25 protein-coding genes are annotated in these 22,593 nt (G+C 68.9%); 15 read left to right on the top strand and 10 right to left on the bottom strand.

Features of this window, described 5'->3' with window-relative positions; all coding sequences use genetic code 11:
• Nucleotides 1-19 precede the first annotated feature (19 nt).
• On the top strand, nucleotides 20-241 hold the full coding sequence (locus tag OCW50_RS17690; RefSeq protein WP_262271037.1) for a hypothetical protein: 222 nt from the start codon (nucleotides 20-22) through the stop codon (nucleotides 239-241).
• 261 nt (nucleotides 242-502) lie between these two features.
• On the opposite strand, the gene OCW50_RS17685 is transcribed toward OCW50_RS17690, so the two are convergent.
• From OCW50_RS17685 to OCW50_RS17655, 7 genes are all read right to left on the bottom strand, one after another.
• Nucleotides 503-850, bottom strand: a complete 348-nt coding sequence (locus tag OCW50_RS17685; RefSeq protein WP_262271036.1) for a hypothetical protein — start codon at nucleotides 848-850, stop codon at nucleotides 503-505.
• Between the two features lie 223 nt (nucleotides 851-1,073).
• Nucleotides 1,074-2,129 (bottom strand): AI-2E family transporter, encoded by a 1,056-nt coding sequence (locus OCW50_RS17680; protein WP_262298475.1) that lies wholly within the window; start codon nucleotides 2,127-2,129, stop codon nucleotides 1,074-1,076.
• 434 nt (nucleotides 2,130-2,563) lie between these two features.
• Nucleotides 2,564-2,878: a glycine zipper domain-containing protein gene (locus tag OCW50_RS17675; protein ID WP_262298474.1), complete on the bottom strand. Its 315-nt coding sequence runs from the start codon at nucleotides 2,876-2,878 to the stop codon at nucleotides 2,564-2,566.
• A 71-nt stretch (nucleotides 2,879-2,949) separates the two neighbouring features.
• The gene (locus OCW50_RS17670; RefSeq protein ID WP_262298473.1) at nucleotides 2,950-3,555 is read right to left on the bottom strand and encodes a DUF2939 domain-containing protein; all 606 of its coding nucleotides are present in this window, start codon (nucleotides 3,553-3,555) and stop codon (nucleotides 2,950-2,952) included.
• 162 nt (nucleotides 3,556-3,717) lie between these two features.
• A complete protein-coding gene (locus OCW50_RS17665; RefSeq protein ID WP_262271032.1) occupies nucleotides 3,718-4,806 on the bottom strand; it encodes a TRAP transporter substrate-binding protein in 1,089 nt (362 codons plus the stop codon).
• A 161-nt stretch (nucleotides 4,807-4,967) separates the two neighbouring features.
• Complete coding sequence (locus tag OCW50_RS17660) at nucleotides 4,968-5,231, bottom strand: hypothetical protein (protein ID WP_262298472.1); 264 nt, start codon at nucleotides 5,229-5,231, stop codon at nucleotides 4,968-4,970.
• A 121-nt stretch (nucleotides 5,232-5,352) separates the two neighbouring features.
• Complete coding sequence (locus OCW50_RS17655) at nucleotides 5,353-5,559, bottom strand: hypothetical protein (RefSeq protein ID WP_262298471.1); 207 nt, start codon at nucleotides 5,557-5,559, stop codon at nucleotides 5,353-5,355.
• Nucleotides 5,560-5,738: 179 nt separating this feature from the next.
• Between OCW50_RS17655 and OCW50_RS17650 the strand changes: the two genes are divergently transcribed.
• The 3 genes from OCW50_RS17650 to OCW50_RS17640 all read left to right on the top strand — a co-directional run bounded on the left by OCW50_RS17650 (nucleotide 5,739) and on the right by OCW50_RS17640 (nucleotide 9,315).
• On the top strand, nucleotides 5,739-6,770 hold the full coding sequence (locus OCW50_RS17650) for an endonuclease/exonuclease/phosphatase family protein (protein ID WP_262298470.1): 1,032 nt from the start codon (nucleotides 5,739-5,741) through the stop codon (nucleotides 6,768-6,770).
• A 1,899-nt stretch (nucleotides 6,771-8,669) separates the two neighbouring features.
• Nucleotides 8,670-8,870, top strand: a complete 201-nt coding sequence (locus OCW50_RS17645) for a hypothetical protein (RefSeq protein WP_262298469.1) — start codon at nucleotides 8,670-8,672, stop codon at nucleotides 8,868-8,870.
• Between the two features lie 235 nt (nucleotides 8,871-9,105).
• Nucleotides 9,106-9,315: a hypothetical protein gene (locus OCW50_RS17640; protein ID WP_262298468.1), complete on the top strand. Its 210-nt coding sequence runs from the start codon at nucleotides 9,106-9,108 to the stop codon at nucleotides 9,313-9,315.
• A 192-nt stretch (nucleotides 9,316-9,507) separates the two neighbouring features.
• Here OCW50_RS17640 and OCW50_RS17635 read toward each other — a convergent pair whose 3' ends face one another.
• The 3 genes from OCW50_RS17635 to OCW50_RS17625 all read right to left on the bottom strand — a co-directional run bounded on the left by OCW50_RS17635 (nucleotide 9,508) and on the right by OCW50_RS17625 (nucleotide 11,780).
• Nucleotides 9,508-10,305, bottom strand: coding sequence for a S1 family peptidase (locus tag OCW50_RS17635; RefSeq protein WP_262271026.1), 798 nt, complete (start codon nucleotides 10,303-10,305; stop codon nucleotides 9,508-9,510).
• 182 nt (nucleotides 10,306-10,487) lie between these two features.
• On the bottom strand, nucleotides 10,488-11,228 hold the full coding sequence (locus OCW50_RS17630) for a S1 family peptidase (RefSeq protein WP_262298488.1): 741 nt from the start codon (nucleotides 11,226-11,228) through the stop codon (nucleotides 10,488-10,490).
• A gap of 306 nt (nucleotides 11,229-11,534) precedes the next feature.
• Nucleotides 11,535-11,780, bottom strand: a complete 246-nt coding sequence (locus tag OCW50_RS17625; protein WP_262271024.1) for an HP1242/YdcH family protein — start codon at nucleotides 11,778-11,780, stop codon at nucleotides 11,535-11,537.
• Nucleotides 11,781-11,878: 98 nt separating this feature from the next.
• Between OCW50_RS17625 and OCW50_RS17620 the strand changes: the two genes are divergently transcribed.
• The 11 genes from OCW50_RS17620 (at nucleotide 11,879) to OCW50_RS17570 (ending at nucleotide 22,479) form a co-directional block, all read left to right on the top strand.
• Nucleotides 11,879-12,562 (top strand): glycoside hydrolase family 108 protein, encoded by a 684-nt coding sequence (locus tag OCW50_RS17620; protein WP_262298467.1) that lies wholly within the window; start codon nucleotides 11,879-11,881, stop codon nucleotides 12,560-12,562.
• 167 nt (nucleotides 12,563-12,729) lie between these two features.
• On the top strand, nucleotides 12,730-13,044 hold the full coding sequence (locus tag OCW50_RS17615; protein ID WP_262271022.1) for a PepSY domain-containing protein: 315 nt from the start codon (nucleotides 12,730-12,732) through the stop codon (nucleotides 13,042-13,044).
• Nucleotides 13,045-13,058: 14 nt separating this feature from the next.
• The gene (locus tag OCW50_RS17610) at nucleotides 13,059-13,730 is read left to right on the top strand and encodes a response regulator transcription factor (RefSeq protein ID WP_262271021.1); all 672 of its coding nucleotides are present in this window, start codon (nucleotides 13,059-13,061) and stop codon (nucleotides 13,728-13,730) included.
• Nucleotides 13,727-15,124: an ATP-binding protein gene (locus OCW50_RS17605; protein WP_373371466.1), complete on the top strand. Its 1,398-nt coding sequence runs from the start codon at nucleotides 13,727-13,729 to the stop codon at nucleotides 15,122-15,124. The genes OCW50_RS17610 and OCW50_RS17605 overlap by 4 nt, the downstream gene beginning before the upstream one ends.
• A gap of 335 nt (nucleotides 15,125-15,459) precedes the next feature.
• Nucleotides 15,460-16,584, top strand: coding sequence for a c-type cytochrome biogenesis protein CcmI (ccmI, locus tag OCW50_RS17600; protein WP_373371465.1), 1,125 nt, complete (start codon nucleotides 15,460-15,462; stop codon nucleotides 16,582-16,584).
• On the top strand, nucleotides 16,581-17,039 hold the full coding sequence (gene ccmE / locus OCW50_RS17595) for a cytochrome c maturation protein CcmE (protein WP_262271019.1): 459 nt from the start codon (nucleotides 16,581-16,583) through the stop codon (nucleotides 17,037-17,039). Before ccmI ends, ccmE begins: the two co-directional genes overlap by 4 nt.
• A gap of 41 nt (nucleotides 17,040-17,080) precedes the next feature.
• The gene (locus tag OCW50_RS17590; protein WP_262298465.1) at nucleotides 17,081-19,063 is read left to right on the top strand and encodes a heme lyase CcmF/NrfE family subunit; all 1,983 of its coding nucleotides are present in this window, start codon (nucleotides 17,081-17,083) and stop codon (nucleotides 19,061-19,063) included.
• A 3-nt stretch (nucleotides 19,064-19,066) separates the two neighbouring features.
• Nucleotides 19,067-19,525 carry a cytochrome c-type biogenesis protein gene (locus tag OCW50_RS17585; protein WP_262298464.1) on the top strand — a complete coding sequence of 153 codons (459 nt, stop codon included), beginning with the start codon at nucleotides 19,067-19,069 and terminating at the stop codon, nucleotides 19,523-19,525.
• A gap of 154 nt (nucleotides 19,526-19,679) precedes the next feature.
• Nucleotides 19,680-20,096 carry a hypothetical protein gene (locus OCW50_RS17580; RefSeq protein ID WP_262298463.1) on the top strand — a complete coding sequence of 139 codons (417 nt, stop codon included), beginning with the start codon at nucleotides 19,680-19,682 and terminating at the stop codon, nucleotides 20,094-20,096.
• A 327-nt stretch (nucleotides 20,097-20,423) separates the two neighbouring features.
• Nucleotides 20,424-21,641, top strand: a complete 1,218-nt coding sequence (locus OCW50_RS17575) for a S1C family serine protease (RefSeq protein ID WP_373371464.1) — start codon at nucleotides 20,424-20,426, stop codon at nucleotides 21,639-21,641.
• 139 nt (nucleotides 21,642-21,780) lie between these two features.
• On the top strand, nucleotides 21,781-22,479 hold the full coding sequence (locus OCW50_RS17570) for a winged helix-turn-helix domain-containing protein (protein ID WP_262271015.1): 699 nt from the start codon (nucleotides 21,781-21,783) through the stop codon (nucleotides 22,477-22,479).
• Nucleotides 22,480-22,593 lie beyond the last annotated feature (114 nt).

Raw genomic sequence — 22,593 nt, 5'->3', positions numbered from 1 at the left:
CGTTCGCGGAGGCCCGCCGATGAGCGAGTGGATCGACTTCGACCGATGGCCCGGCTGCCGGCAGCTGGAGCGGCCCGGCTTCGTGTTCGAGGTCAGGAACGGGGAGGGGCGCAGCCTGCTGACCACCTGCTCCGTTCCTCTCCAACTGCCATTCGACTGGACGTCGCCCCCCGTGCGGTTCCGCCTCGTGGAGGCGCCGAAGCCGCGCCACTCCGATCCGGTTCCGAAACCGCAGATCTGACAGGGCCGGGAGGCCGGCCATGCCGATCCGGTGAGGCGCGGCGTTTCAGACAAGCGGGATCACCGGCACAAGGCCGGTGATGACGTGAGAATGGGATATCGGGATGCACGAGCTTTCCACGTCATGGCCGGCCTTGTGCCGGCCATCCCGATTGGAAGGGCGCGGCGCCCTACAGAAGCGGGATCACCGGGACAAGCCCGGTGATGACGTGAGAGGGTGCCCACCCGGCCGAGCGGTCATGACAGGGTCCCGGACGATGCTCTACTGGGCGGCTTTCCGGCGACGTGACGTCAGGGTCGGGCTCGTTCCCTGGGCGACCTGCAGGCAGGTGAGCATGTCCACATAGCTGGGCGTCCCGCCGATCTGCGCCTCCTGCCCGCAGGTCGCACGCGTGCCCTCCGGGGCGGTGCTCCAGATGTCCCGGAGCTGGCGTTCCGCCGCCGTTTCGTCCCGCATGCAGCTCTCGTAGGGGTTCGTATCCTGAGGGGTGAGGGGCTGAGCCTCCTTGCAGGTCGCCTCCACGTTGAAGCGGGGGAGCTGCTGCGCGGCGGCAGGCAGGCCCGACACGAGTCCGAACAGCACCAATATCCCGACCGAAGACGCCCTCATGCCAGCCTCCTTCCCATGTGGTCCTCCCCCATGCGGTCCCCGCCGGACCCCGATCGCGATCGCTCACCCCTGGACGCGAGGCCAGGGTTCGACCTGCATGGCGGGCCAGGCGCGGAGCGCGCAGGATTTCGTTCCGCCGCGCAGAAGCTCGCCATAGTCTAAGGCATTGGCTCAGGCTCTCAAGGGCTCAGGCTCTGGGGATTCCGGGCCCGTGCGCGGACCGTCACCCGTGCGAGCCGACCTCCCGCCGGGCGTCGCCGCCGGGCTCGCCCGGAACGTCCGTGGGCTCCCCGAGCGTCTCGCGCACATAAAGCTTCTTCACCAGCACATAGGTGACCACGGCCAGGGGGAAGCCGAAGATCAGCCCCAGGGTGCCGAACAGGACGCTTCCGATCAGGATGGCGAACAGCGCCAGGGCCGGAGGGATGCTGATCACCCGTCGCGCCACCAGCGGGAAGATCACGTTGCCCTCGATCTGCTGAATGGCGATCACCGCGACCACGGTCCAGAGCGCCGCCTCGCCGCTGACGCTGAAGGCGATCAGGACGGCCGGCAGCGCTCCCAGGATGGGCCCGAGAAACGGGATGAAGTCGGCCATGCCCGCGATGAGGCCGAGCGCAAGCGCGGAGGGCAGGCCGATCAGCCAGAACGCGATGGTTGACAGCACCGCCACGCAGCTCATGGCGATCAGCTGCGAGGTCAACCACAGCTTCAGGGCTTGGCCGGAGGCCTGCAGGGAGCTTTCGACCCGCCCATGGTGCTTCACGGGAAACAGCTTGACCAGACCTTGACGGTAGACGCGCGGCGCGGCCGCGATGTAGAGGCCCGCAATCACCACCAGGATGAAGTCCGCCAGCCCGTCCAGGATGGCGCCGCCGATCCCGGCGAGCCGCGCGGCCATTCCGCCGGTCGGCGCCTGGCTCACGATCTCCGAAAGATCGTCGCTGACGGGCCCGACGCCGAGCTGCTTGCTGAAATTGTCGATCGCCGAAGGCAGCTGCTCGACCACGTTGGAGAACTGAGCCCGGACCTGGGTGCCGAACAGCGCGATGATGCCCAGGAACAGGATGAAGATGAGCAGACCGGCGACGGTCAGGCTCCAGCGGCCGGGGACCCTGAGAAAGCGCTCGAGAGCGTCCGAGGCCGCATGCAGCAGAATGGCCACCAGAACGGCCCCAAAGGCGAGAAGAAGCACGTCCGACAGCTTCCACAGGAGCAGGGCGAGCGCCCCGATCCCCGCGACGATCAAGGTCTTACGGACGAATTGCGCATCGTCCATGCGGCCCCATCCGGAACGGTCCTGATCCTTCATCGTTTACGCCTCACGCTGTCCGTTGTGACAATCGAGGGGGCGAGGCTCGGTTCCCTCCCGCGATAGGGGCGTAGATCAAAGTTATTTCAGACTACATCCTTGTGGTTCCGCGGAAGCTGTTTGCGCAGTTTCGTAGTACGGCGGAACGTATTTCAATGTTACCAGTTATCGTGCCATGGAGGGATTCATATGACTTCGCAAGTCATCTGTTTTATTCTTGGCACTGTTTTTCCGCTCGCGATGGTGGGGTGGTTATTCATCCACTGACGGGTGTTTTGAAGAGGTTGTTCATCGCCAAGGAATGCTGTGAGGAATGCTTTGGGATTGTTTTAGTCCCGCGTAGCGAGAAGCCCGTCTGGGAAACCAGACGGGCTTCTCGGCATCTCGGACCGACGTCGCCGCTATCGGACGACGTCCGTGCAGGCTTGGTTGCCGGAGGCGTCCACCGTGCATGTCCGCTGCCGGACCGACCCGGTCGTTGCGGCATCGGGGACCACGACGACGGCCGGGGCGTTCTGCATCTTGGCGTTCTGCTCGGCGAGACCGCCCGCGATGCCGCCGACCCCCGCGCCGACGACCGCGCCCACCGGACCGCCGACGATGGCGCCCGTCACGGCGCCGGTTGCGACGCCCGCAGCCGTGCCTTCCTGAGCAAAGGCAAGTTGAGGCATGATCAACAGGGAGGCTGCGGCGATTCCGAAAGCAATCTTACGCATCACTTTGTCCTTCATCAGATCATCGTCTGACTGGGAACGCTCATGTTATGCTCAAGGTTCCAGCATTAGCCTTAGAGCTTGGGCCTAGACTTCGTCGCGGCGCTCGCACGCCTGATCAATTCTTCCCGAAGCGGCTCGGGAAGTTCGATTCCCGTCAGGCGCCAAGTGGCGCCGCTCAGGCGCAGGGTGATCCTGAACTGACGCTCCTTCGGCTCATCGGGCGGGAGCGGGATGGTGACCGATCGGAAGCCTTGGGATTCCGAAAAGAGGAAGGTCCGCCACCCTTTTTCGAGCGAAGAGGCATCGAAGCCGACGGGGAAAAACAGGGCGCCGGTGCCCTGTGGCCCGGCGACCTGCTGCAATTGTCCGTCGTCGAGAAGGTCGATGACCGCCTGCGGGGTGATGAGTTGCTCGAGGACCGGGTTGAGGACGGCGGTGCCGGCCTGCGCGGCCGCCTGCTGGCCGAGCCCGTCGAGGTCCTGGCTCTTCAGATACTCGCCCAGGATCTGCCGGGCCAGGGAGGCGCGCAGCGCATTGAAGTTCACCCGCTCGGTGATCCGGGCGACGTCCCGTGCTTCGACGGCCTTCGAGAGGTCGTAGAGCGCGACGAAGGGGGAGACCATGAAGATCGCCCAGGCGAGGAAAAGAAGGAAACTGATCCGGAACGTCCAGCGCATCGTCTGTAGCCGACCCCTTGATACTCACGCGACGGCCCAACGTCCGGCGAGGCGCGAGCGCTCGAGATCCGTTGCCGCGAGGGTGTTATCTGGGCACGACGCGGGCGAGAAAAAAGGGCGGCCTCTCGGCCGCCCCTCGTCACGGTCATGGCTCCGGACGGATCAGCCGCGGGCGCGGGCGCGGATCATGAAGGTGTCGTAGGCGTATTCGGCCACCTGGAACCAGAGATACTCTTCGTTCCGGAACGCCTTGACCGCATCGACGACCTTCTTGAAGTCCGCGTTCTTGGCCGAGACCTCGTCGAAGACCTCGTTGGTCGCCTTGTAGGCGGCTTCGAGGATTTCCTGCGAGAACGGACGCAGCTGCGTGCCGGCCCCGAGGAGGCGGCGCAGGGCGGCCGGGTTGCGGGCGTCGTACTTGGCCAGCATGTCGTTGTTGGCGTAGGCGGCCGCCGTCGTCAGGATGGCCTGATACGATTTCGGGAGTTCCTTCCACTTGCCCTGATTCACGAACAGGTGGATCGCCGGTCCGCCTTCCCAGAAGCCCGGATAATAGTAGTACGGGGCGACTTTCGAGAAGCCGAGCTTCTCGTCGTCGTAGGGGCCGACCCACTCGGCGGCGTCGATGGTGCCGCGCTCGAGAGCCGGGTAGATGTCGCCGCCCGGGATCTGCTGCGGCACCGCGCCGAGCTTCTGCAACACCAGGCCGGCGATGCCCGCGATGCGCATCTTGAGGCCCTGCAGGTCCTGGACGGTCTTGATCTCCTTGCGGAACCAGCCGCCCATCTGCACGCCGGTGTTGCCCGCCGGCATGCCGTAGAGGTTGAACTTGGCGTAGAACTCGTTGAGCAGATCGTTGCCGCCGCCCTGGTAGAGCCAGGCGTTCATCTGACGGGCGTTCAGGCCGAACGGCGCCGCCGTCCCGAGGGCGAAGGTCGGATCCTTGCCGAAATAGTAGTAGGAGCAGGTGTGCCCCAGCTCGACCGTGCCGTTGCCGACCGCGTCGGCGATCTGCGGCTGCGGGACGATTTCGCCCGCCGCGAAGGGCTGGATCTGGAACTTGCCGTCCGTCGCCTCCGAGACGTATTTCGCGATCACTTCGGCGGCGCCGAAGATGGTGTCGAGGGATTTGGGGAAGCCCGATTGCAGGCGCCACTTGATCTCCGGCATCGACTGGGCGATCGCCGGGGCGGCCACCGCGGTCGCGGCGGCGCCGACCGTTGCGGCCTGCAGGAACTGACGACGTTTCATTGCTTTTTTTCCTCTCTGGCTCGTGACTTCTGTCACTTGCGGCCACTTGACACTAAATCCCGCTCCCTCCGCAAGAAGCCTGGCGGTACTATCGACTAATGATCTATGCGCCGGTCCCTCAGGGCCTTGATCTTGCTCGGGAAAGGTGCGGGGCGCGCCCGTCAGCGCCGGCGCCGGGCGGCGCTCGCCGCGCCGCGCTTCGTCCAGGGCATGACGCGGCGCGGGCCCAGGGCGGTTTCGAGGGTCGCCCAGGCGACGAAGTCGCGAGGGGCGGCCGGGCCGCCGATCGCGTCGGGCGGCTCGGCTTCGTGCCGGCAACGCCCCGCCGCGTCGCTCGCCGTGTCGCTCGCCGTGTCGCTCATGGCGACGCCATGGTCGCCGCGCGGGTCGGGTTCGCAGGAGGCCGGAGGGTGAGGGTCGGGCATGGTCATGCCGGAAGGATTAGCACGACCCGACGCGGATGCAACGATTTATCGTATCGACGACTGAAGAAACGCTGTTGCCCGCATAGTCGGGCCGCCCCTCGCGGCGCGGACGGGCGGCCGGTCAGGCTTCAGGGGTCGGAGATCCCTTGTCGAGGGGCGAGCCCTTCGGGATGCTGAAGACCTCCGCGGCGCAGACCAGGGTGAACAGGGCCACGACGCCGCCGATCTCCGCCAGGCTCACAAGAGCCGAGGACAGGGCCGAAGAGAGGTCGCCGACATAGACGAATGCGCCCACGACGAGCGCAACAACAGCAGCCCAAAAGATCATGGGCTTCCTCCCCGGCAAGGCTTGATGCGCACACATAACGGACTTCGCCTAAAAAAGTTCCTAAGGGACGCCATGAAAAATTCCTGAATAAAAATTCCTGAGTCAGGACCGTCCGGCCGGCGGCGGCGCGCCCTATCTGGCCAAAGACCGAGATCATCGTTGTCAGAGGCCCGCGCATCATGGGGTCCGTCGTCGACAGGGTCGTGCCGCATCTCCCGGCTCCCGAAGAGACCGTCCTGGAGGAGGCCCGCGCCGCATCCCGGCGCGGGCCGGATGCGCATGGGCGCCTGCTGCGGCGGATCCCGGCCTTCGCGGCGATCGAGCAGCGCCCGCCCGACCGCGTCCGGGCTTGTCCGGCGATTCTGCGGATCGCGGCCTTCAACAGCGAGCGCCTCGGAAGCCGACCGGCGACCCGCTTCCTCCTGGAGCGGGCCGGCGCCGATCTCGCGCTCCTGAGCGAGGTCGATTGCGGCATGGCGCGCTCGGGCAACACGCACAATCTGCGCGACCTCACCGCGACCGGCCGCGAGGGCTATCTCTTCGGCGCCGAGTTCGTGGAGCTCGATCTCGGCGACCGGGGCGAGATGCGCGCGCATGCGGGCGAGCGCAACGCCGCAGGCCTCCACGGCAACGCCATCGTGACCGGCCTTGCCCTCGAGGCGCCCCACCTCATCCCCCTGGAGGCGGGAGGCCTGTGGTTCTCCGGCTTCGAGGGCGCGCAGAGGCGGATCGGCCGGCGTATGGCGCTCGCCGCCCGCGTGGGCGATGCGCCGCTCCCCCTCTGGGTCGTGAGCACCCACCTCGAAAGCAAGACCGATCCGGCCGACCGGCAGCGGCAGATCCAGGCCCTGCTGAAGGCGCTCGACGCCATCGCGCCCGATGCGCCCTGCGTGATCGGCGGCGACTTCAACACCAAGGCCCTGCCGCGGTCCGAGGACGAGCGTCATCTGCTCCTCGATGCGCCGGAGCGATACGAGCCCCTCTTCGGCGATCTCGCGCAAGCGGGCTTTGCCTGGACGGGCGCCAATCTCGCGCGCCCGACCCAGACGCCGGGGCCGAAGAACAAGCACGCGCCGCCCTTTGGCAAGCTCGACTGGATCGTAGCCCGCGGACTCCCGGTCGCGAATCCGCGGATCGTCCCGGCCGTCGACCGGGAGGGCAGGGCGGTGTCGGATCACGAGATGATCGCCGTGGATGTGAGGCTCCCCTGACGGAGCGCTCTCCTGTCATCCGACGATGGCCAGGGCCGCCCTTCAGACGATCGGAATGGCCGGGACAAGCCCGGCCATGACGTGTGGAGGGTGTTCGCACCGCCTCACACCACCCTCCACGTCATCACCGGGCTCGTCCCGGTGATCCCGATTGTTTGAAGCGCCGCGGCCTCGGAATGATGGCCGGTCGGCGCCGGGCAGGAATTCCCATGCCGAATGCCGCCATTCCGGCGCCGCATGGAACGGAATCGGGGTTTCCCGTTCATTGGCCACTTGTTCCGATTTCGGTCCCCGAATCCTGTGACATTATCCTTTAATTCCTGGCCTTTCCGGAACATCCGCGAACGCTTCCTGGCTCCGACTCGTCGCCGCGCCCGTCCCACCCTTCCCCGCCATCACCGCTCACACCACCCTCACACGTCATCACCGGGCTTGTCCCGGTGATCCCGATTGTTGGGAGCGCCGCGCTCTTCCGATCGGGATGGCCGGCACAAGGCCGGCCACGACGTGCAGGGTGTCGGTCGGACCATGGGATGGACGGGACAGACCCGACCATGGCGGAACCCCAGTCGGGAGAGCCCGCCATGGCGGGAAGGGCGACGCTCTTGGGACCCGCATGTTCTCCGGACCGGGTTCCGGACAGGAATGTTCCCCTTGACAGCGGCACGCTGCTAGAGTACAAAACGTGAACACTGATGAAGTGTGAATCAGGCCCCCGCATTCACCGCTCGGTGCAACCTCCGCCGCTCAAGCGCCCCCGCTTGGGCGGTTTTTTATGGGCGTCCTCCATCCTCCGCACGTCATCACCGGCCTTGTGCCGGTGATGACGTGCGGAGGGCGCGGTGGCCGGCACGAAGCCTTCGAGAAAAAACGCCCCAGCCGAAGGAGGGTGTTCACGCACGCATCGGCCGGGGCGCCGTGACTCCCGTAGGGGCAAGAGATGGAGCCACAACCGTTAAGGTAAGCGGTGCGCCGCGATGCTCAACGTCTCCTGATGAGGTGAGCCTTTCGGGCGAGCCTGTCTCCAAAGGAGCATGGCGGCTGCAGGGCCGGGGCGGATGGCAGTCCATCCGTGCCGAATCCGCCCCGCCGTCTGCCTCGCGCCGTCCCGGATAGGAGACAGGACGGCCGAGCTCGAGAAATCTGATGGTCGCGCCAGCCGAGGAGGGGGGACCCGCTCGGCTGGCGCGTGAATGTCGCCGGATGCCCCTGCAACGATCACAGCGTACCGCAGGGTCTGTGACCGTCCAATGACATCCGGGCGGAAACTGCCGCCTTCTTCGGCACGCGCTGCGGAAGTTGTCGCCAGCGTGGAGAACCGGCAGGCAGATCGTCCCGGTGATCCCGATCCGGTGGGGCGCGGTGCTTGTCATGATCGGGATGGCCGGGACGAGCCCGGCCATGACGTGGGGTGGGTGTCACCACCCGCTCACACCACCCTCCCACGTCATCACCGGGCTCGTCCCGGTGATCTCGATTGTTCGAGGCGCCGCGCCTTTCTGATCGGGATGGCCGGCACAAGGCCGGCCATGACGTGGGGTGGGTGTCAGGAAGGGCGGAGGGTGCCATGGCGTGTGGAGGGTGTTCGCACCGCCTCACACATACACCACGTCATCACCGGGCTTGTCCCGGTGATCCCGCTTCTGAGAAGCGCCGCGCCTTTCCGGTCGGGATGGCCGGGACGAGCCCGGCCATGACGTGCGGAGGGTGGCAGGAAGGGCGGAGGCCGGCCATGACGTAGGGAGAGTGTCATCACCGGGCCACATACACACCACGTTATCACCGGGCTTGCCCCGGTGATCCCGGTCATTCGAGGCGCCGCGCCTTTCCGCATCGGGGCGGCCGGCACGAGGCCAGCCCCCGACCCCCTCCAACGGAGCCCCATTGCGAGAACAAACCATGAGCACATTCGATCAGATCGCCGAAGCCGTCATCCGGCGCGGGGACCTCGCCCATCTGGCCCTGTTCGTCTGGGCGAGCGGGGCCTCTGCCCTGCTGGCCATGACCCTGCGCGACCTCTTCGCGGCGAACCGCCGGTTCGACGAATTCGTGCGCGAATTGTCCCTCCTGAACCGCCGTCACTCGGGAGATTCCTCGTGATCCGGACCAAGATCCGGACCATCCTGGCCCGCGTGCCGCGCAAGCCGAAGGCCGCCCGCCCGACGCGCGCCTCCGCCGGGCCGCACTGCGATTATTGTCCTGAACCTTGTCCATGGGCGCGCGTTAGTTGAACGCCCCCGCGGATGCGGAAGCGGCGGGCCCTTTCTTCGACGGGAAGGCGTCGGATCTCCGCGTATCTTGGCGCGTCTCTTGGCGCGTCTCTTGGGAGGTTGTCATGAAGAAGCTCGCTTTCGTTGCGCTCGTCGGCCTGGCGGCCGCGGCCTGCACCACCACGGAGGAGCGCGTCGGCGGCGCGGCCGTCGGGGCGGGCGTCGGCGCCGTGGCCGGTCCCGTGGGCGCGGTGGCGGGCGGCGCCATCGGGGCGGCCACCGGACCGACCGTGACCCGCACGGTGCAGAAGAACACCCGTCGCGCCCGACACTGAGCCTCGCCCGGCGTCGGGCCTTTCTCGTCGACGCGCTCCGACACCACCCGGCGCGTGGGCGGCGTGCGGGACGACGCGGCGATCGCGCTCTTCCCCGTCATCACCGGGCTCGTCCCGGTGATCCCGTGACGAAGAGCGCGGCGCTTCAAACAAGCGGGATGGCCGGGACAGGGTGGTGTGAACGGCGGGCGCTCAGTTGCCCGACCAGGCGCTGCTGAGCCCGCCGAGGCCGCGCATGGTCGAGGCGATCCAGCCCATATGCTCGACGATCGGCGTGACGGCCGTGAGGCCCCCGCAGGCGCTCGGCTGGCGGCTGCGCAAGGGGCCGCTCGACCAGCTCGTGATGCCGTAGAGCAGATAGCCCGACCGGGTGGCGGCCAGGATCGGCCCGCCGGAATCGCCCCGGCAGGCGCCGGCGCCCGCCGTCTCGGCGAGCCGGTCACGGTCGACGACGATCAGCACCCGGTTGGCCACCTCGATGGGGCCGAGCGACACCAGGTTGGTCTGGCGCAGGGTCCGGGCGGTGCCTCGCGCGCGTTCGGTGAGCACGCCGAAGCCGGCGATCGTGACCCCGTCGCCCACGTCGATCCGCCCGGCCTGGGTCGGATCGAGGGCGAGGAAGTCCGGCCCGACCGGGCGATCGAGCTTGAGCAGCGCGAGATCGATGCCGGGCTGCGTGCGCGGCGTCGTGCCGGGCACGAAGCTCGGATGGACGGCGAGCGCCGCCACGTTGAATCGCTGCTGCCGGAACGCGCGGCTGAGCCCCGTGACCCGGTAGGCGGCGCGGTCCGTCATGCAATGCGCCGCGGTGAGCACCACATCCGGCGCGACGATCACCCCGGAGCAGAGCTCGCCCGTGGAACTCTCGATGGAGACCACGGACCGCCGCAGCCCGTTGGGATCGCGCGAGGCGGCGCCCTGCAGGATGGCCCATGCGGGAGTGGCGACGAGGGTGAACACCGCAAGGGCGAGACTGGGCAGAGCGCGCATGGGAGGATGATGCCGTGAGGGGAATGAATTTTTCAAGGCAAGATCTGGGCAGTCGCGATGGTTCCGGGTTTTTCCGAATTTCCAGGAAGTCCGCTCTCCCCGTCGTTCTCTCCCTGTCATCACCGGCCCAAGGCCGGCCATCACGGGGCGGATGGGCGCCGTGACCGGGAGGGTGCGGGATCCTACTCGCCGGCCCACAGGGCGGCGCGGCTCCAGCCTTTCAGGATGCGGTCGATCCAGGCGCGCTGCGGGGCCACGAGAATGCCCTGCGTGACGCCCCCGCACGGCCGTCCCCTGGCCGGCGACGACCAGCTCGTGATCGCCGCGACGGTCTCGCCGGACGCCATCGGGCCGCCGGAATCGCCCTGGCAGGCGCCGGCCGGGCCGGAGCCCTCGGCCCAGAGCAGGATCCGGCTCGGACCGAAGGGCTCGACGGCCGTCAGCGGCGCGGTGCGGAAGGTGCCCGTGGTCCTGGCGTCGCCGTCCCGCGACAGCCCGTAGCCGCCGACGGTGACGGGATCGTTCTCCGCGACCGTCGCGGTCGCGAGGGTCGCGCGCTCGAAGCGCCCCGGCAGCGCCTCGGGAATGCGCAGCAGGGCGAGGTCGACGGAGCGCTGGCGGGTCTCGATGGCCTTGGCGTTGTAGCCCGGATGCACCGCCTTCGCGGCGGGGGCGATCAGCACCGGCTCGCCGGCCTCGTCGCGGAAATGAACCCGGTGCTCGGCTGCGCCCGTCACGCAATGGGCCGCGGTGAGCACCACGTCGCGCGCCAGCACCACGGCGCTGCAGACGCCGCCGTTCGAGCTCAGCACCATCACGCTGCGGCGGGCGAGGGGGCCGGAATCCTCGCTGCCTCCCACCACGGCATTCGCCCCCGTCGCGGCGAGCGACAGGGCGAGAGAGAGCAGCACCACACGTTGCATCACGTCAGAGGATCCCCGTTCGAAACGATGTCCATCGTCATCAGCGGCCCACATCACGACCTGATTGCGGGTCTCGTCAAGGCGGCCCGCTTCACCGTATCGGGATCACCGGGACGAGCCCGGTGATGACGTGGTGTGTGTGGTCCGGTGATGACACCCTCTGCACGTCATGGCCGGCCTTGTGCCGGCCATCCCGACCGGTGGGGCGCGGCGTTTCCATCCATCGGGATCACCGGGACAAGCCCGGTGATGACGTGGAGAACGTGGTAAGGGCCGGTGCCGACAGGAGGGTGAACACCCGGGACGTCACCCGCCCGCGCGGTCGAGCATCGCCATGATCTCGTCCTTGATCTTCAGGCGGCGGCGCTTGAGCTCCTCCTCGACCTCCTCGGGCTTGGGCTCCACCCGGGTCTCGATCCGGTGGATGGTGCGGTTCAGCTCGTCGTACTCGTCGTAGAGCCGCGCGAAGTGGTTGTCGCTCGTCTTGAGCTGGTGGATCCGCTCGCGCTTGTCGGGGAAATCCTCCGCGAGGTCGTTGGGAGCGTTGCTCATCGCCAGTGGCCTCCGTGCCGTTCGAGGTTCGCACCGTCAACGCCACCCCGGTTCTTTCGTTTCCCGTCCCGGCCATCCCGATCCCAAGAGCGCGGCGTATGAGACCCCGATGGCTCCGGGCCGGCGCCCCGTTCGGCGCATCGGCCGGCGCCGTCGGTCCCCTGTTTTCGGGTAACCTGGCCTTCATCGCCCTGCGGGCGGAATCACGGGGGCATGATCATGGGGACACGCGGATGACGGGTTCTTCGTCACGCTTCGAGACGGCGGTCGAACAGGTGCTCCGGCACGAGGGCGGCTTCGTGCAGCATCCCCGCGACCCGGGCGGGGCGACCCGGTTCGGCATCACCCGCGAGACCCTCGCCCGGGCGAGGGGCCGGCCGGCCTCCGCGGCCGACGTGCGGCGCCTGAGCCGCCGGGAGGCGGTCGCGATCTACCGGCGGCTGTTCTGGAACGCCGTGCGGGCCGACGAGCTGCCCCCCGGGCTCGATCTCGCGGTGTTCGACCTCGCGGTCAATTCGGGGCCCGCGCGGGCCGTCCGGATGCTGCAGGAAATCCTCGGCGTCCCGGCCGACGGTATCGTCGGGCCGGTCACCCTCGAGGCCGCCCGCGCGGCCGATGTCCCGGAGACGATCCGCCGCCTCACGAAGGCGCGCCTCGGCTTTCTCGGGCGCCTCGCCGCCTGGCCGGTCTTCGGCATCGGCTGGCGCCGGCGCGTCCTGTCCGTCGAGCGGGAGGCCCTCCGGCTCGCATCCCGTCCACCCTCGTCCGCGACGGCCGTCTGACGGGCGTCCCTGCCTCGCCGGCGTCGCGCATCCCGGCCATGAAACGGAAGCCCGGAAACGGATCCCGAACGACAAGCATTTCCAGCAGGATGGGGCCGGTCGCCGGCACAGGGAGCGGCCCGATCGCATTCAGAATTCGTTCAGTGCGGCAAAGGCATGGTCGTCTCATGCGTCTGGTCTGGGTGGTCATAGCATCGTGGGGCATGGTGGGGGCGGCGTCGGCGCAGAGCGCGGCCGCGGCCCTGAAGAACTGCCTGCCTCCCCGCGAGATGCAGGAGGCGGTGGCCGCCAAGGGCGTCGTCGCTCCGGCATCCGCCGTGATGACGGCGCGGCGCCAGATCCCGGGCGCGGACGTGGTCCGGGCCAGCCTCTGCCGCAACAGCGACGACCTTGTCTATGTGATCTCGGTCCTGCAAAAGGACGGTCGCATCGTCCAGGTGACGATCGACGGCCCGTCCGGCCGCGTGAAGTCGGTCCAATAAGGGAAGCTCCAACCGTGCGCCTACTCGTTGTCGAGGACGACAGAACCCTCAATCAGCAGATCGTGACCGCCCTCGAGCAGGCGGGCTACGCGGTGGATGCCGCCATGGACGGCGAGGAGGGACAGTTCCTCGGCGAGACCGAGCCCTACGACGCCATCATCCTCGACCTCGGCCTGCCGAAGGTGGACGGGGTGTCGGTCCTGACCGCCTGGCGGCGGGAGGGGCGCAAGACCCCGGTGATCATCCTGACCGCGCGCGACCGCTGGAGCGACAAGGTCCAGGGCTTCGACGCCGGCGCCGACGACTACGTGACCAAGCCGTTCCACATGGAGGAGCTTCTCGCCCGCGTCCGCGCGCTGCTGCGCCGCTCGGCCGGCCACGCCACGAGCGAGATCGCCTGCGGGCCCGTGAAGCTCGACACCCGCTCGGGCCGCGTCGCCGTGGACGGCAACCCGGTGAAGCTCACCTCGCACGAGTACCGGCTCCTGTCCTACCTCATGCACCACACGGGCCGCATCGTCTCGCGCGGCGAGCTGACCGAGCATCTCTACGACCAGGATTTCGACCGGGATTCGAACACCATCGAGGTCTTCATCGGCCGCCTGCGCAAGAAGCTCGGGGTCGACATCATCCAGACGGTGCGCGGTCTCGGCTATCTCCTCGACGCGAGCCAGACCAAGACGTGACCGGCCTGTCGCCGCTCGTCAAACGCTTCGCCGGCCGGCCCATCGCGGTCCGGCTCGCGGTCTCGTCCGTGTTCTGGAGCTTCGTGATCCTGCTGATCGCCGGGCTCATCCTGTCGACGCTCTACCGCGACAACACCGAGCGCGCCTTCGACCAGCGGCTCCTGGTCTACGCCAACACCCTCGCGTCCAACCTCGTCGGGCCGGGCGATCCGGACCGGGATCTCGGCCCCATCGGCGATCCCCGCTTCGAGCTGCCCCTGTCGGGCTGGTACTGGCAGGTGGCGCGGCCCAACGCGGCCGCGGGCGAGATCCGCGCGTCGAAATCCCTGTTCGGCGGGCCGTTGCCGAGCCTCGCCACCGGGGACAACCGCTTCGGCCAGATCCGCCGCGGCTACGGCCGGGCGCCGGACGAGCGCAACCTGCGCATCATCGAGCGCGACATCGATCTCGGCGAGGACGGACGCTACATCATCCGGGTCGCCGGCCCGGCCGACGAGATCGACGGGGCCGTGCGGGACTTCATCTTCGCGCTCACCGTCACCTTCGCGCTCCTGGGCATCGGGCTCGGCTTCACCACGCTCCTGCAGATCCGCTTCGGCCTGCGGCCGCTCGCTAACCTGCGCAGCGCCCTCGGGGCGATCCGGCGCGGGGAGGCGGAGCGGATCGCCGGCGAGTACCCGCGCGACATCTCTCCCCTGGCGAGCGAGCTGAACCTTCTCCTCGACACCAACCGGGAGATCCTGGAGCGCGCCCGCACGCAGGTGGGCAATCTCGCCCACGCGCTCAAGACGCCGCTCAGCATCATCATGAACGAGGCCGAGAACGCCCCCGAGGACGTGGCCGCCAGGGTCCGCGAGCAGGCGACCACCATGCGCGACCAGGTGAACTACTATCTCGACCGCGCCCGCGCCGCGGCGCTCGCGGGGACCCTCGGGACCCTCACCGAGGCCGAGCCCGTCGTCGCGGGCCTCGCGCGCACCTTCGCCAAGATCTACCGCGACAAGGACCTGGAGGTCGCGCTGGCGATCCCCCCGGACCTGCGCTTCCGCGGCGAGAAGCAGGACCTGGAGGAGATGGCCGGCAACCTCATCGACAACGCGGCCAAATGGGCCGTCGGCAAGGTGGAGGTCTCGGTCGAGTTCGTGCGCGAGGACGACCGCCCCCGCTTCCGCCTGCTCATCGACGACGACGGGCCGGGCCTGCCGGAGGCGGCCCGCGAGGAGGTTCTCAAGCGCGGCCGCCGCCTCGACGAAACCAAGCCCGGATCGGGCCTCGGGCTCTCCATCGTGAGCGATCTCGCGGCCCTGTATCGCGGCTCGCTCCGCCTCGACGCCTCGCCCCTGGGGGGCCTGCGCGCCATCCTGGAACTGCCAGGGGACAGGAGCGCGGCCTAACGCCAGCGCCCGCTTCCCCGTCATCACCCGCTCACACCACCCTCACGTCATCACCGGCCTCGTGCCGGTGATCCCGATGGTCCGAGGCGCGGCGCTGTTCCGTATCGGGATGGCCGGCACAAGGCCGGCCATGACGTGGGGAGGGTGGCAGGATGGCCGGCACAGGGCCGGCCATGACGTGGGAGGGTGTTGTCACCGGCCCTTACCACCCTCACCCGGGATGAGCGTCGCTCCGAGGCCGAGCTGCCCTGCTGATAAGTCCGGGACTCAGGACATTTACGCGTGACACCGTGCCACCGTCGTGCTTCAGGGGGACACGCAGTAAATAGGACTTTATGGTGATCTGGATCATTCTCCTGGCGATGACGGCGGCGGCCGTGATGGCGGTGCTGTGGCCGTTGTCGCGCCATTACGCGGTCGCCCGGCAGGCGGATCCGGACACGCAGTTCTACCGCGAGCAGATCGCCGAGATCGAACGGGACCAGGCCCGCGGCGTGCTGATGCCGAGCGAGGCCGAAGCCGCCAAGGCGGAGGCCGGGCGGCGCCTCCTGCGGGCGACCGGCCTGCGCGGCGAGGCCTTCGCGGCGGTCGGCGAGCCGGCCCTGCGCCGCCGTCGGGCGGCCTCGACCCTGGCCCTGTCGATCATCCCGATCCTGGCCCTCGCGACCTATGAGATCTACGGGTCTCCCCAGGCTCCCGTGCAGGCGCCCGTCCAGGCGGCAGCGGCCGCGCCGGCGGCCGCCCAGGCGGCCGGCACCGTCGATCTCATGCAGGCGGTGGCCCAGATCGAGGCCCACCTGGCGAAGAACCCGCAGGACGGCCGCGGCTGGGAGGTCATCGCTCCGGTCTATCTGCGCATGGGCCGGGTGGACGACGCCGTGAAGGCCTACGAGGCGGCGGTCCGCTCCCTGCCTCCGGATTCCGACCGGTTCGCCAGTTACGGCGAGGTCCTGGTGATGGCCCGGGACGGGCTCGTGTCGGCCGACGCCCAGGCGGCCTTCGAACAGGCCCTCACGCTCGATCCGGGCTCGCCCAAGGCGCGGTTCTATCTCGCCCGCGCGGCCGTGCAGGACGGGCAGATCGCGAAGGCCAGGGCGGCCTATGCGCAGCTGCTCGCGTCGTCGCCCGCGGACGCGCCCTGGGTCGAGGCCGTGAGGCAGGAAATGGCCGCCCTCGACGGCCCGGCCGGGCAGGCCCCGGCCGGCGAATCGCCGGACGGCCGGATCGGCCCCGAGGCGATCGCCGGCATGGTGGCGGGCCTCGCCGGCCGTCTCGAGGCGCAGGGCGGCACGGCCGAGGAATGGGCGCGGCTGATGCGCTCCTATGCGGTTCTGGGCCAGCGTGATAAGGCGGTGGCGGCCGCGCGACGGGCCCGCGAGGCGCTGGCGCAGGACAACGCGGCCTTGAAGACCATCGACACGATGGCCCGGGAACTGAAACTGACCGACGCGCAGCCATGACGAGAAAACAACGCCGCCTCACGCTCATCGGTGTCGCAGGATGCGTCCTGGCGGTCGCGCTCGGCCTCGTGCTCTACGCCATGAACGACACCATCGTGTTCTTCAATTCGCCGGCCGACATCCAGGCGAAGAACGTGCAGCCCGGCACGCGCATCCGCCTCGGCGGCCTCGTCAAGGAAGGCTCCGTGCAGCGCGGCTCCGACCAGCAGATCTCCTTCGAGGTCATGGACGCGCAGGCGGCCGTCCAGGTGACCTACAAGGGGCTGCTGCCCGACCTGTTCCGCGAAGGGCAGGGGGTGGTGGCCGAGGGCGTTCTCGTCGGCCCCGGCACGTTCCGGGCCGATTCGGTGCTCGCCAAGCACGACGAGAACTACATGCCCCGCGAGGTGGCCGACACCCTGAAGAAGCAGGGCCACTGGATGGGCGAGGCCAATGCCGCGCCCAAGACCCAGTGACCCGACCCGGTAACGTGACGCAGTAGCAAGGGAGAGCCTTCGTGTTGGTCGAGGCCGGACATTTCGCACTCGCGCTGGCGCTTGGGCTGTCCCTGATCCAGTTCGTCGTGCCGCTCTGGGGCGCGCGCGCCAACGACCCGGTGCTGATGGCCGTGGCGCCGGCCGGCGCGCTCGCGGTGCTCGCCTGCATCGCGTTCTCGTTCCTGGCCCTGACCCTGGCCTATGTGAGCTCCGACTTCTCGGTGCTCAACGTGGTCCAGAACTCCCATTCGGCCAAGCCCCTGATCTACAAGATCTCCGGCGTGTGGGGGAACCACGAGGGCTCCATGCTGCTCTGGGTGCTGATCCTGGCCCTGTTCGGCGCCGTGGTGGCGGTGGCCCGAAACACCATCCCTATGCGGCTGCAGGCGAACACCCTCGCCGTTCAGGCCCTGATCACCATCGCGTTCCTGCTGTTCATCCTCACCACGTCCAATCCCTTCACCCGCGTCATCCCGGCGGCGCCCGAGGGGCAGGACCTCAATCCGCTGCTGCAGGACCCGGGCCTCGCGATCCATCCGCCGCTTCTGTACATCGGCTATGTGGGCTTCTCGATCTCCTTTGCGTTCGCCTGCGCGGCCCTGATCGACGGGCGCATCGATGCGGTCTGGGCCCGGATCGTGCGGCCCTGGACGCTCGGCGCCTGGGCGTTCCTGACCCTGGGCATCGCCATGGGGTCGTACTGGGCCTATTACGAGCTCGGCTGGGGCGGATGGTGGTTCTGGGACCCGGTGGAGAACGCCTCGCTCATGCCGTGGCTCGCCGGCACGGCGCTCCTGCATTCCACCGTCGTCATGGAGAAGCGCGACGCGCTCAAGGTCTGGACGATCCTGCTCGCCATCCTGACCTTCTCCCTGTCGCTGCTCGGCACCTTCCTGGTCCGCTCGGGCGTGCTCACCTCGGTGCATTCCTTCGCGGTCGATCCGGAGCGCGGCACCTTCATCCTCGGCATCCTGATCCTGTTCATCGGCGGATCGCTGGCGCTCTTCGCCTGGCGCGCCCCGATGCTCCGGCAGGGCGGCCTGTTCGCGCCCGTGTCGCGCGAGGGCGCGCTCGTCCTCAACAACCTCTTCCTCGCCACCGCCTGCGCGACCGTGTTCATCGGCACGCTCTATCCGCTCGCCCTCGAGGTCCTGGCCGCCGAGAAGATTTCCGTCGGGGCGCCGTTCTTCAACTTCACCTTCCTGCCGCTGATCGTGCCGCTGCTGCTGCTGCTGCCGCTCGGCCAGACCCTGGCCTGGAAGCGCGGCAACTTCCTCGGCACGGCCCAGCGCCTCTATGCGGTGTTCGGGGTCTCGCTGCTGGCGACCGTCGCCCTGCTGGCGCTCCGGCACGGCGGCCCGGTGGCGGCGCCGCTCGGCATCGGGCTCGGGGTCTATCTGGTTCTCGGCTCCCTCAACGAGATCCTCACCCGGTCCTGGTCCCGGGGCACGCCGCTGTCCGTCGCCTGGCGCAAGGCGCGCGGCCTGCCGCGCTCCGCCTGGGGCACGGCGATCGCCCATGCGGGCGTGGGCCTCACGGTCATCGGCATCGCGGCGACCGCCTGGGGCGTCGAGACCATCGGCAGCCTGCGGGTCGGCGAGCGGCTCGGGGCGGGCGAATACGAGGTGCGTCTCGAGCGCGTCATCCCGCGGGTCGAGGCGAACTACCGGGAGGACGCGGCCATCCTGACGGTTTTCGGCGCGGGCCGGGAGCTCGGCACGATCGAGACCATGAAGCGGCTCTACGTGACCCGCGGCATGCCGACCACGGAGGCCGGCATCCTGACCACGGGCCTCGGACAGATCTATGCCAGCATCGGCGAGGTCCAGGCGGACGGCTCCATCGGCATGCGGCTCTACCACAAGCCTCTGGTCCTGCTGATCTGGATCGGGGCCCTCGTGATGGCGGCCGGCGGCGCCCTGTCCCTGACCGACCGGCGCCTGCGCATCGGCGCGCCGGCCCGCGCCAGGACGGCGCCGCCCGCCGCGGTTCCGGCGGAGTAGGCCATGCGCTTCGTGCTCGCTCTCCTCGCGGCCCTCTTGCTGGCCGGTCCCGTCCTCGCCGTGCAGCCGGACGAGGTGCTGAAGGATCAGGCCCTGGAGAAGCGCGCGCGGGACATCTCGGCGGGCCTGCGCTGCCTCGTGTGCCAGAACCAGTCCATCGACGATTCCGACGCGCAGCTCGCCAAGGATCTGCGGCTCCTCGTGCGCGAGCGCCTGGTGGCGGGCGACACGGACGCGCAGGTGCGCGACTTCCTGGTGCAGCGCTACGGCGAGTTCGTGCTGCTCAAGCCGGCCTTCCGGGGGCACACCCTGCTGCTCTGGCTGACGCCGGCTCTCGTCCTGGTCCTCGGCGGCATCGGCGCCTACGCGGCCCTGCGGCGCCGCCCGCGGCCCGCCGCCGCTCTCGACGCGCAGGAGCAGCAGGCGCTCGAGGACCTGCTCAAACGCGATCAGGGCGCCTGAGGGCACGGGCCGGCCCCTCGAACGGCGCTGCGGCGCGCGTTAAGCACGTTCGATCCTTTCTGTTGAGCACGCCATTTTGTCGCGGCGCCAAGGGTCGAATCGGCTGATATCCGACACCGAGATTTCCCGATATTCCCCTGCGAAAGGTCCGGTCGTGAAGCTTGCGGCCCATGGATTGTGTCTGTTCCTTCTCGCCCTGCCTTTCGCCGCCCGCGCGAGCGAGGATCTTGTGGCCAAACGCGAGGCCTGCCGCATCGAGGCGCGGAGCCGGATCGTGCCCAAGCGCAAGATCCAGGTGGACGATTACCGGCGCATCGTGGAGCGGCGCGCGGCCTACGTGACCCAGTGCCTCAGCAGCACGGTGGTGGCCCGCAGCAGCGCGCCGCTCCCGCCGCAGCGGGTGCTCGACGATGCGGCGGACGGGCATCCGGACGTGGTCCCGTCCGGGCGCGACGAGCCGGGCAGGACCGCGCGCGCGAGCCGGCGTGACTCGAAGGCGGCGGCGAAGCCGGCCAAGGCGGCGAAGCCCAAGGCCAGGAAGGCCAGGGTCTCGTCGCGACGGGGGCGGTGAGGGCTCACCCGTCATCGCCGGGTCACACACACCACGTCATCACCGGCCTTGTGCCGGTGATCCCGCTTCCGTAGGGCGCGGTGCCTCACAGGATCGGGATGGCCGGGACAAGCCCGGCCATGACGTGCGGAGGGTGGCGGGAAGGGCGGAGGGTGTTGTCACCGGCCTGTCCCGCCTCTCCCCCGTCATCACCGGCCCCGTGCCCGACCCCGAACCTTACCAACAATTCATCTGCGCGTGAGGGTGCCGTAAGGCGTGAGCCCCCATCTTGCTCCCATGACGAACCCGACAGGGTTCCGCCGAAGATTCTTCGAGGAGAGACAAGACATGTTGGACAAGATTTCCACTCCCGCCCGCACGCGCACCGCAAAGTGGCTCGGCGCAGCGGCCGTGGCCGCGATCATCGCGGGCGGCGCCGTCGAGAGCGGTCTGGTTGCTCCCACGCCCGCCCATGCCGAACTGCGCTCGATGGCGCAGCCGGTTCAGAACGTCCCGTCCTTCGCCGACGTCATCGACCGGGTGAAGCCCGCCGTGGTGGCCGTGAAGGTCAAGGTGCAGAACGTCGCCGACCGCAACGGCGACGACGACGAGGACGGCCAGCAGTTCTCGATGCCCGACCTGCCCCCGGGCCATCCGATGGAGCGCTTCTTCCGCCAGTTCCGCGACCAGATGCCTGGCCGCGGCGACCGCGGCCCGCGCCAGGAGCGTCCGCGCCAGTTCGGCCAGGCTCTCGGCTCCGGCTTCTTCATCTCGGGCGACGGCTACGTGGTGACCAACAACCACGTGGTCGAGAACGGCTCCGCGGTCGAGATCACCATGGACGACGGCAAGACCCTCGACGCCAAGGTGATCGGCACCGATCCGAAGACCGACCTCGCCCTCCTGAAGGTCGAAGGCAACGACTTCCCCTATGTCCGCCTCGCGCCCCAGAAGGCCCGCATCGGCGACTGGGTGATGGCGATCGGCAACCCGTTCGGCCTCGGCGGCACCGTGACGGCCGGCATCGTGTCGGCCCAGCACCGCGACATCGGCTCGGGCCCCTACGACGACTACATCCAGATCGACGCCTCGGTGAACAAGGGCAATTCCGGCGGCCCGACCTTCAACCTGGCCGGCGAGGTGGTCGGCGTGAACACGGCGATCTTCTCGCCGTCGGGCGGCAATGTGGGCATCGCCTTCGCGATCCCGGCGAGCACCGTCGAGAGCGTGGTGGCGTCCCTGAAGGACAAGGGCTCCGTGACCCGCGGCTTCATCGGCGTGCAGATGCAGCCGGTGACCAAGGAGATCGCCGAGGCGATCGGCCTGAAGGAGCCCAAGGGCGCCCTCGTGGCCGAGGCCCTGAAGGACAGCCCCGCCGCCAAGGCCGGCATCCGGACCGGCGACACGATCGTGGCCGTCGACGGCGAGCCGATCAAGGAGGCCAAGGACCTGTCCCGCAAGGTGGCCAGCGTCGCTCCCGGCAAGTCCCTGTCGCTCACCCTCTGGCGCGAGGGCAAGGAGCGGACCGTGACTCTGGAGGTCGGAGCCCAGCCGAAGGGCGCCTGATCCATACAAGGTAGTAGGGCACCGGGGTTTTGAGTTGATTGCCCCTGACACCTGGTGTCTTCTGCCCACGGCAGGCCGGCCTCTCCCCCTCCAAGGCCGGCCTGCCGTCGGGTTTTTCCATCGCGTGACAAGCGGGCAGATGCGCATTCTCATCATCGAGGACGACAAGGAGGCTGCCTCCTATCTCGTCAAGGCGTTCCGGGAAGCGGGCCACGTGGCGGACCACGCCGCCGACGGGCTCGACGGCTACGCCATGGCCGAGGAGGGCGATTACGACGTGCTCGTGGTCGACCGCATGCTGCCCAAGCTCGACGGCCTCTCCCTGATCCGGTCCCTGCGCGAGCAGCGGGTCGAGACGCCGGTCCTGATCCTGTCCGCCCTGGGCCAGGTCGACGACCGGGTGAAGGGCCTGCGCGCCGGCGGCGACGATTACCTGCCCAAGCCCTACGCCTTCTCCGAACTGCTGGCCCGCGTCGAGGTGCTCTCCCGCCGCCGCAGCTCGGCTCCCAGCGCCGAGCCGACGATCTATCGCGTCGCCGACCTGGAGCTCGACCGCCTGTCCCACCGGGTGACGCGCTCCGGCCAGGAGATCGTGCTGCAGCCGCGCGAGTTCAGGCTGCTCGAATACCTCATGAAGAACGCCAACCAGGTGGTGACCCGCACCATGCTGCTGGAGCACGTGTGGGACTATCACTTCGATCCGCAGACGAACGTGATCGACGTGCACGTGTCGCGCCTGCGCGCCAAGATCGACAAGGGCTTCGACAAGCCCCTGATACACACCATCCGCGGCGCCGGCTACATGGTGCGCGTCGGCCAGGAGGGCGACGAGGAATGAACGGTCCGGGATCATTCCTTCCTCGCTCGCGCCCCCGCCGTGTCGTCACGGGTCTTGTCCCGGTGATCCCGGTTCCGGAAAAAGCCGCGTTCTTCCTGGTCGGGATGGCCGGCA

The organism is Microvirga sesbaniae, assembly GCF_025460805.1.
Lineage (GTDB): Bacteria > Pseudomonadota > Alphaproteobacteria > Rhizobiales > Beijerinckiaceae > Microvirga > Microvirga sesbaniae.
Note: the sequence above shows the minus strand (reverse complement) of the source record. Positions and strands in the feature narration are given on the sequence as shown.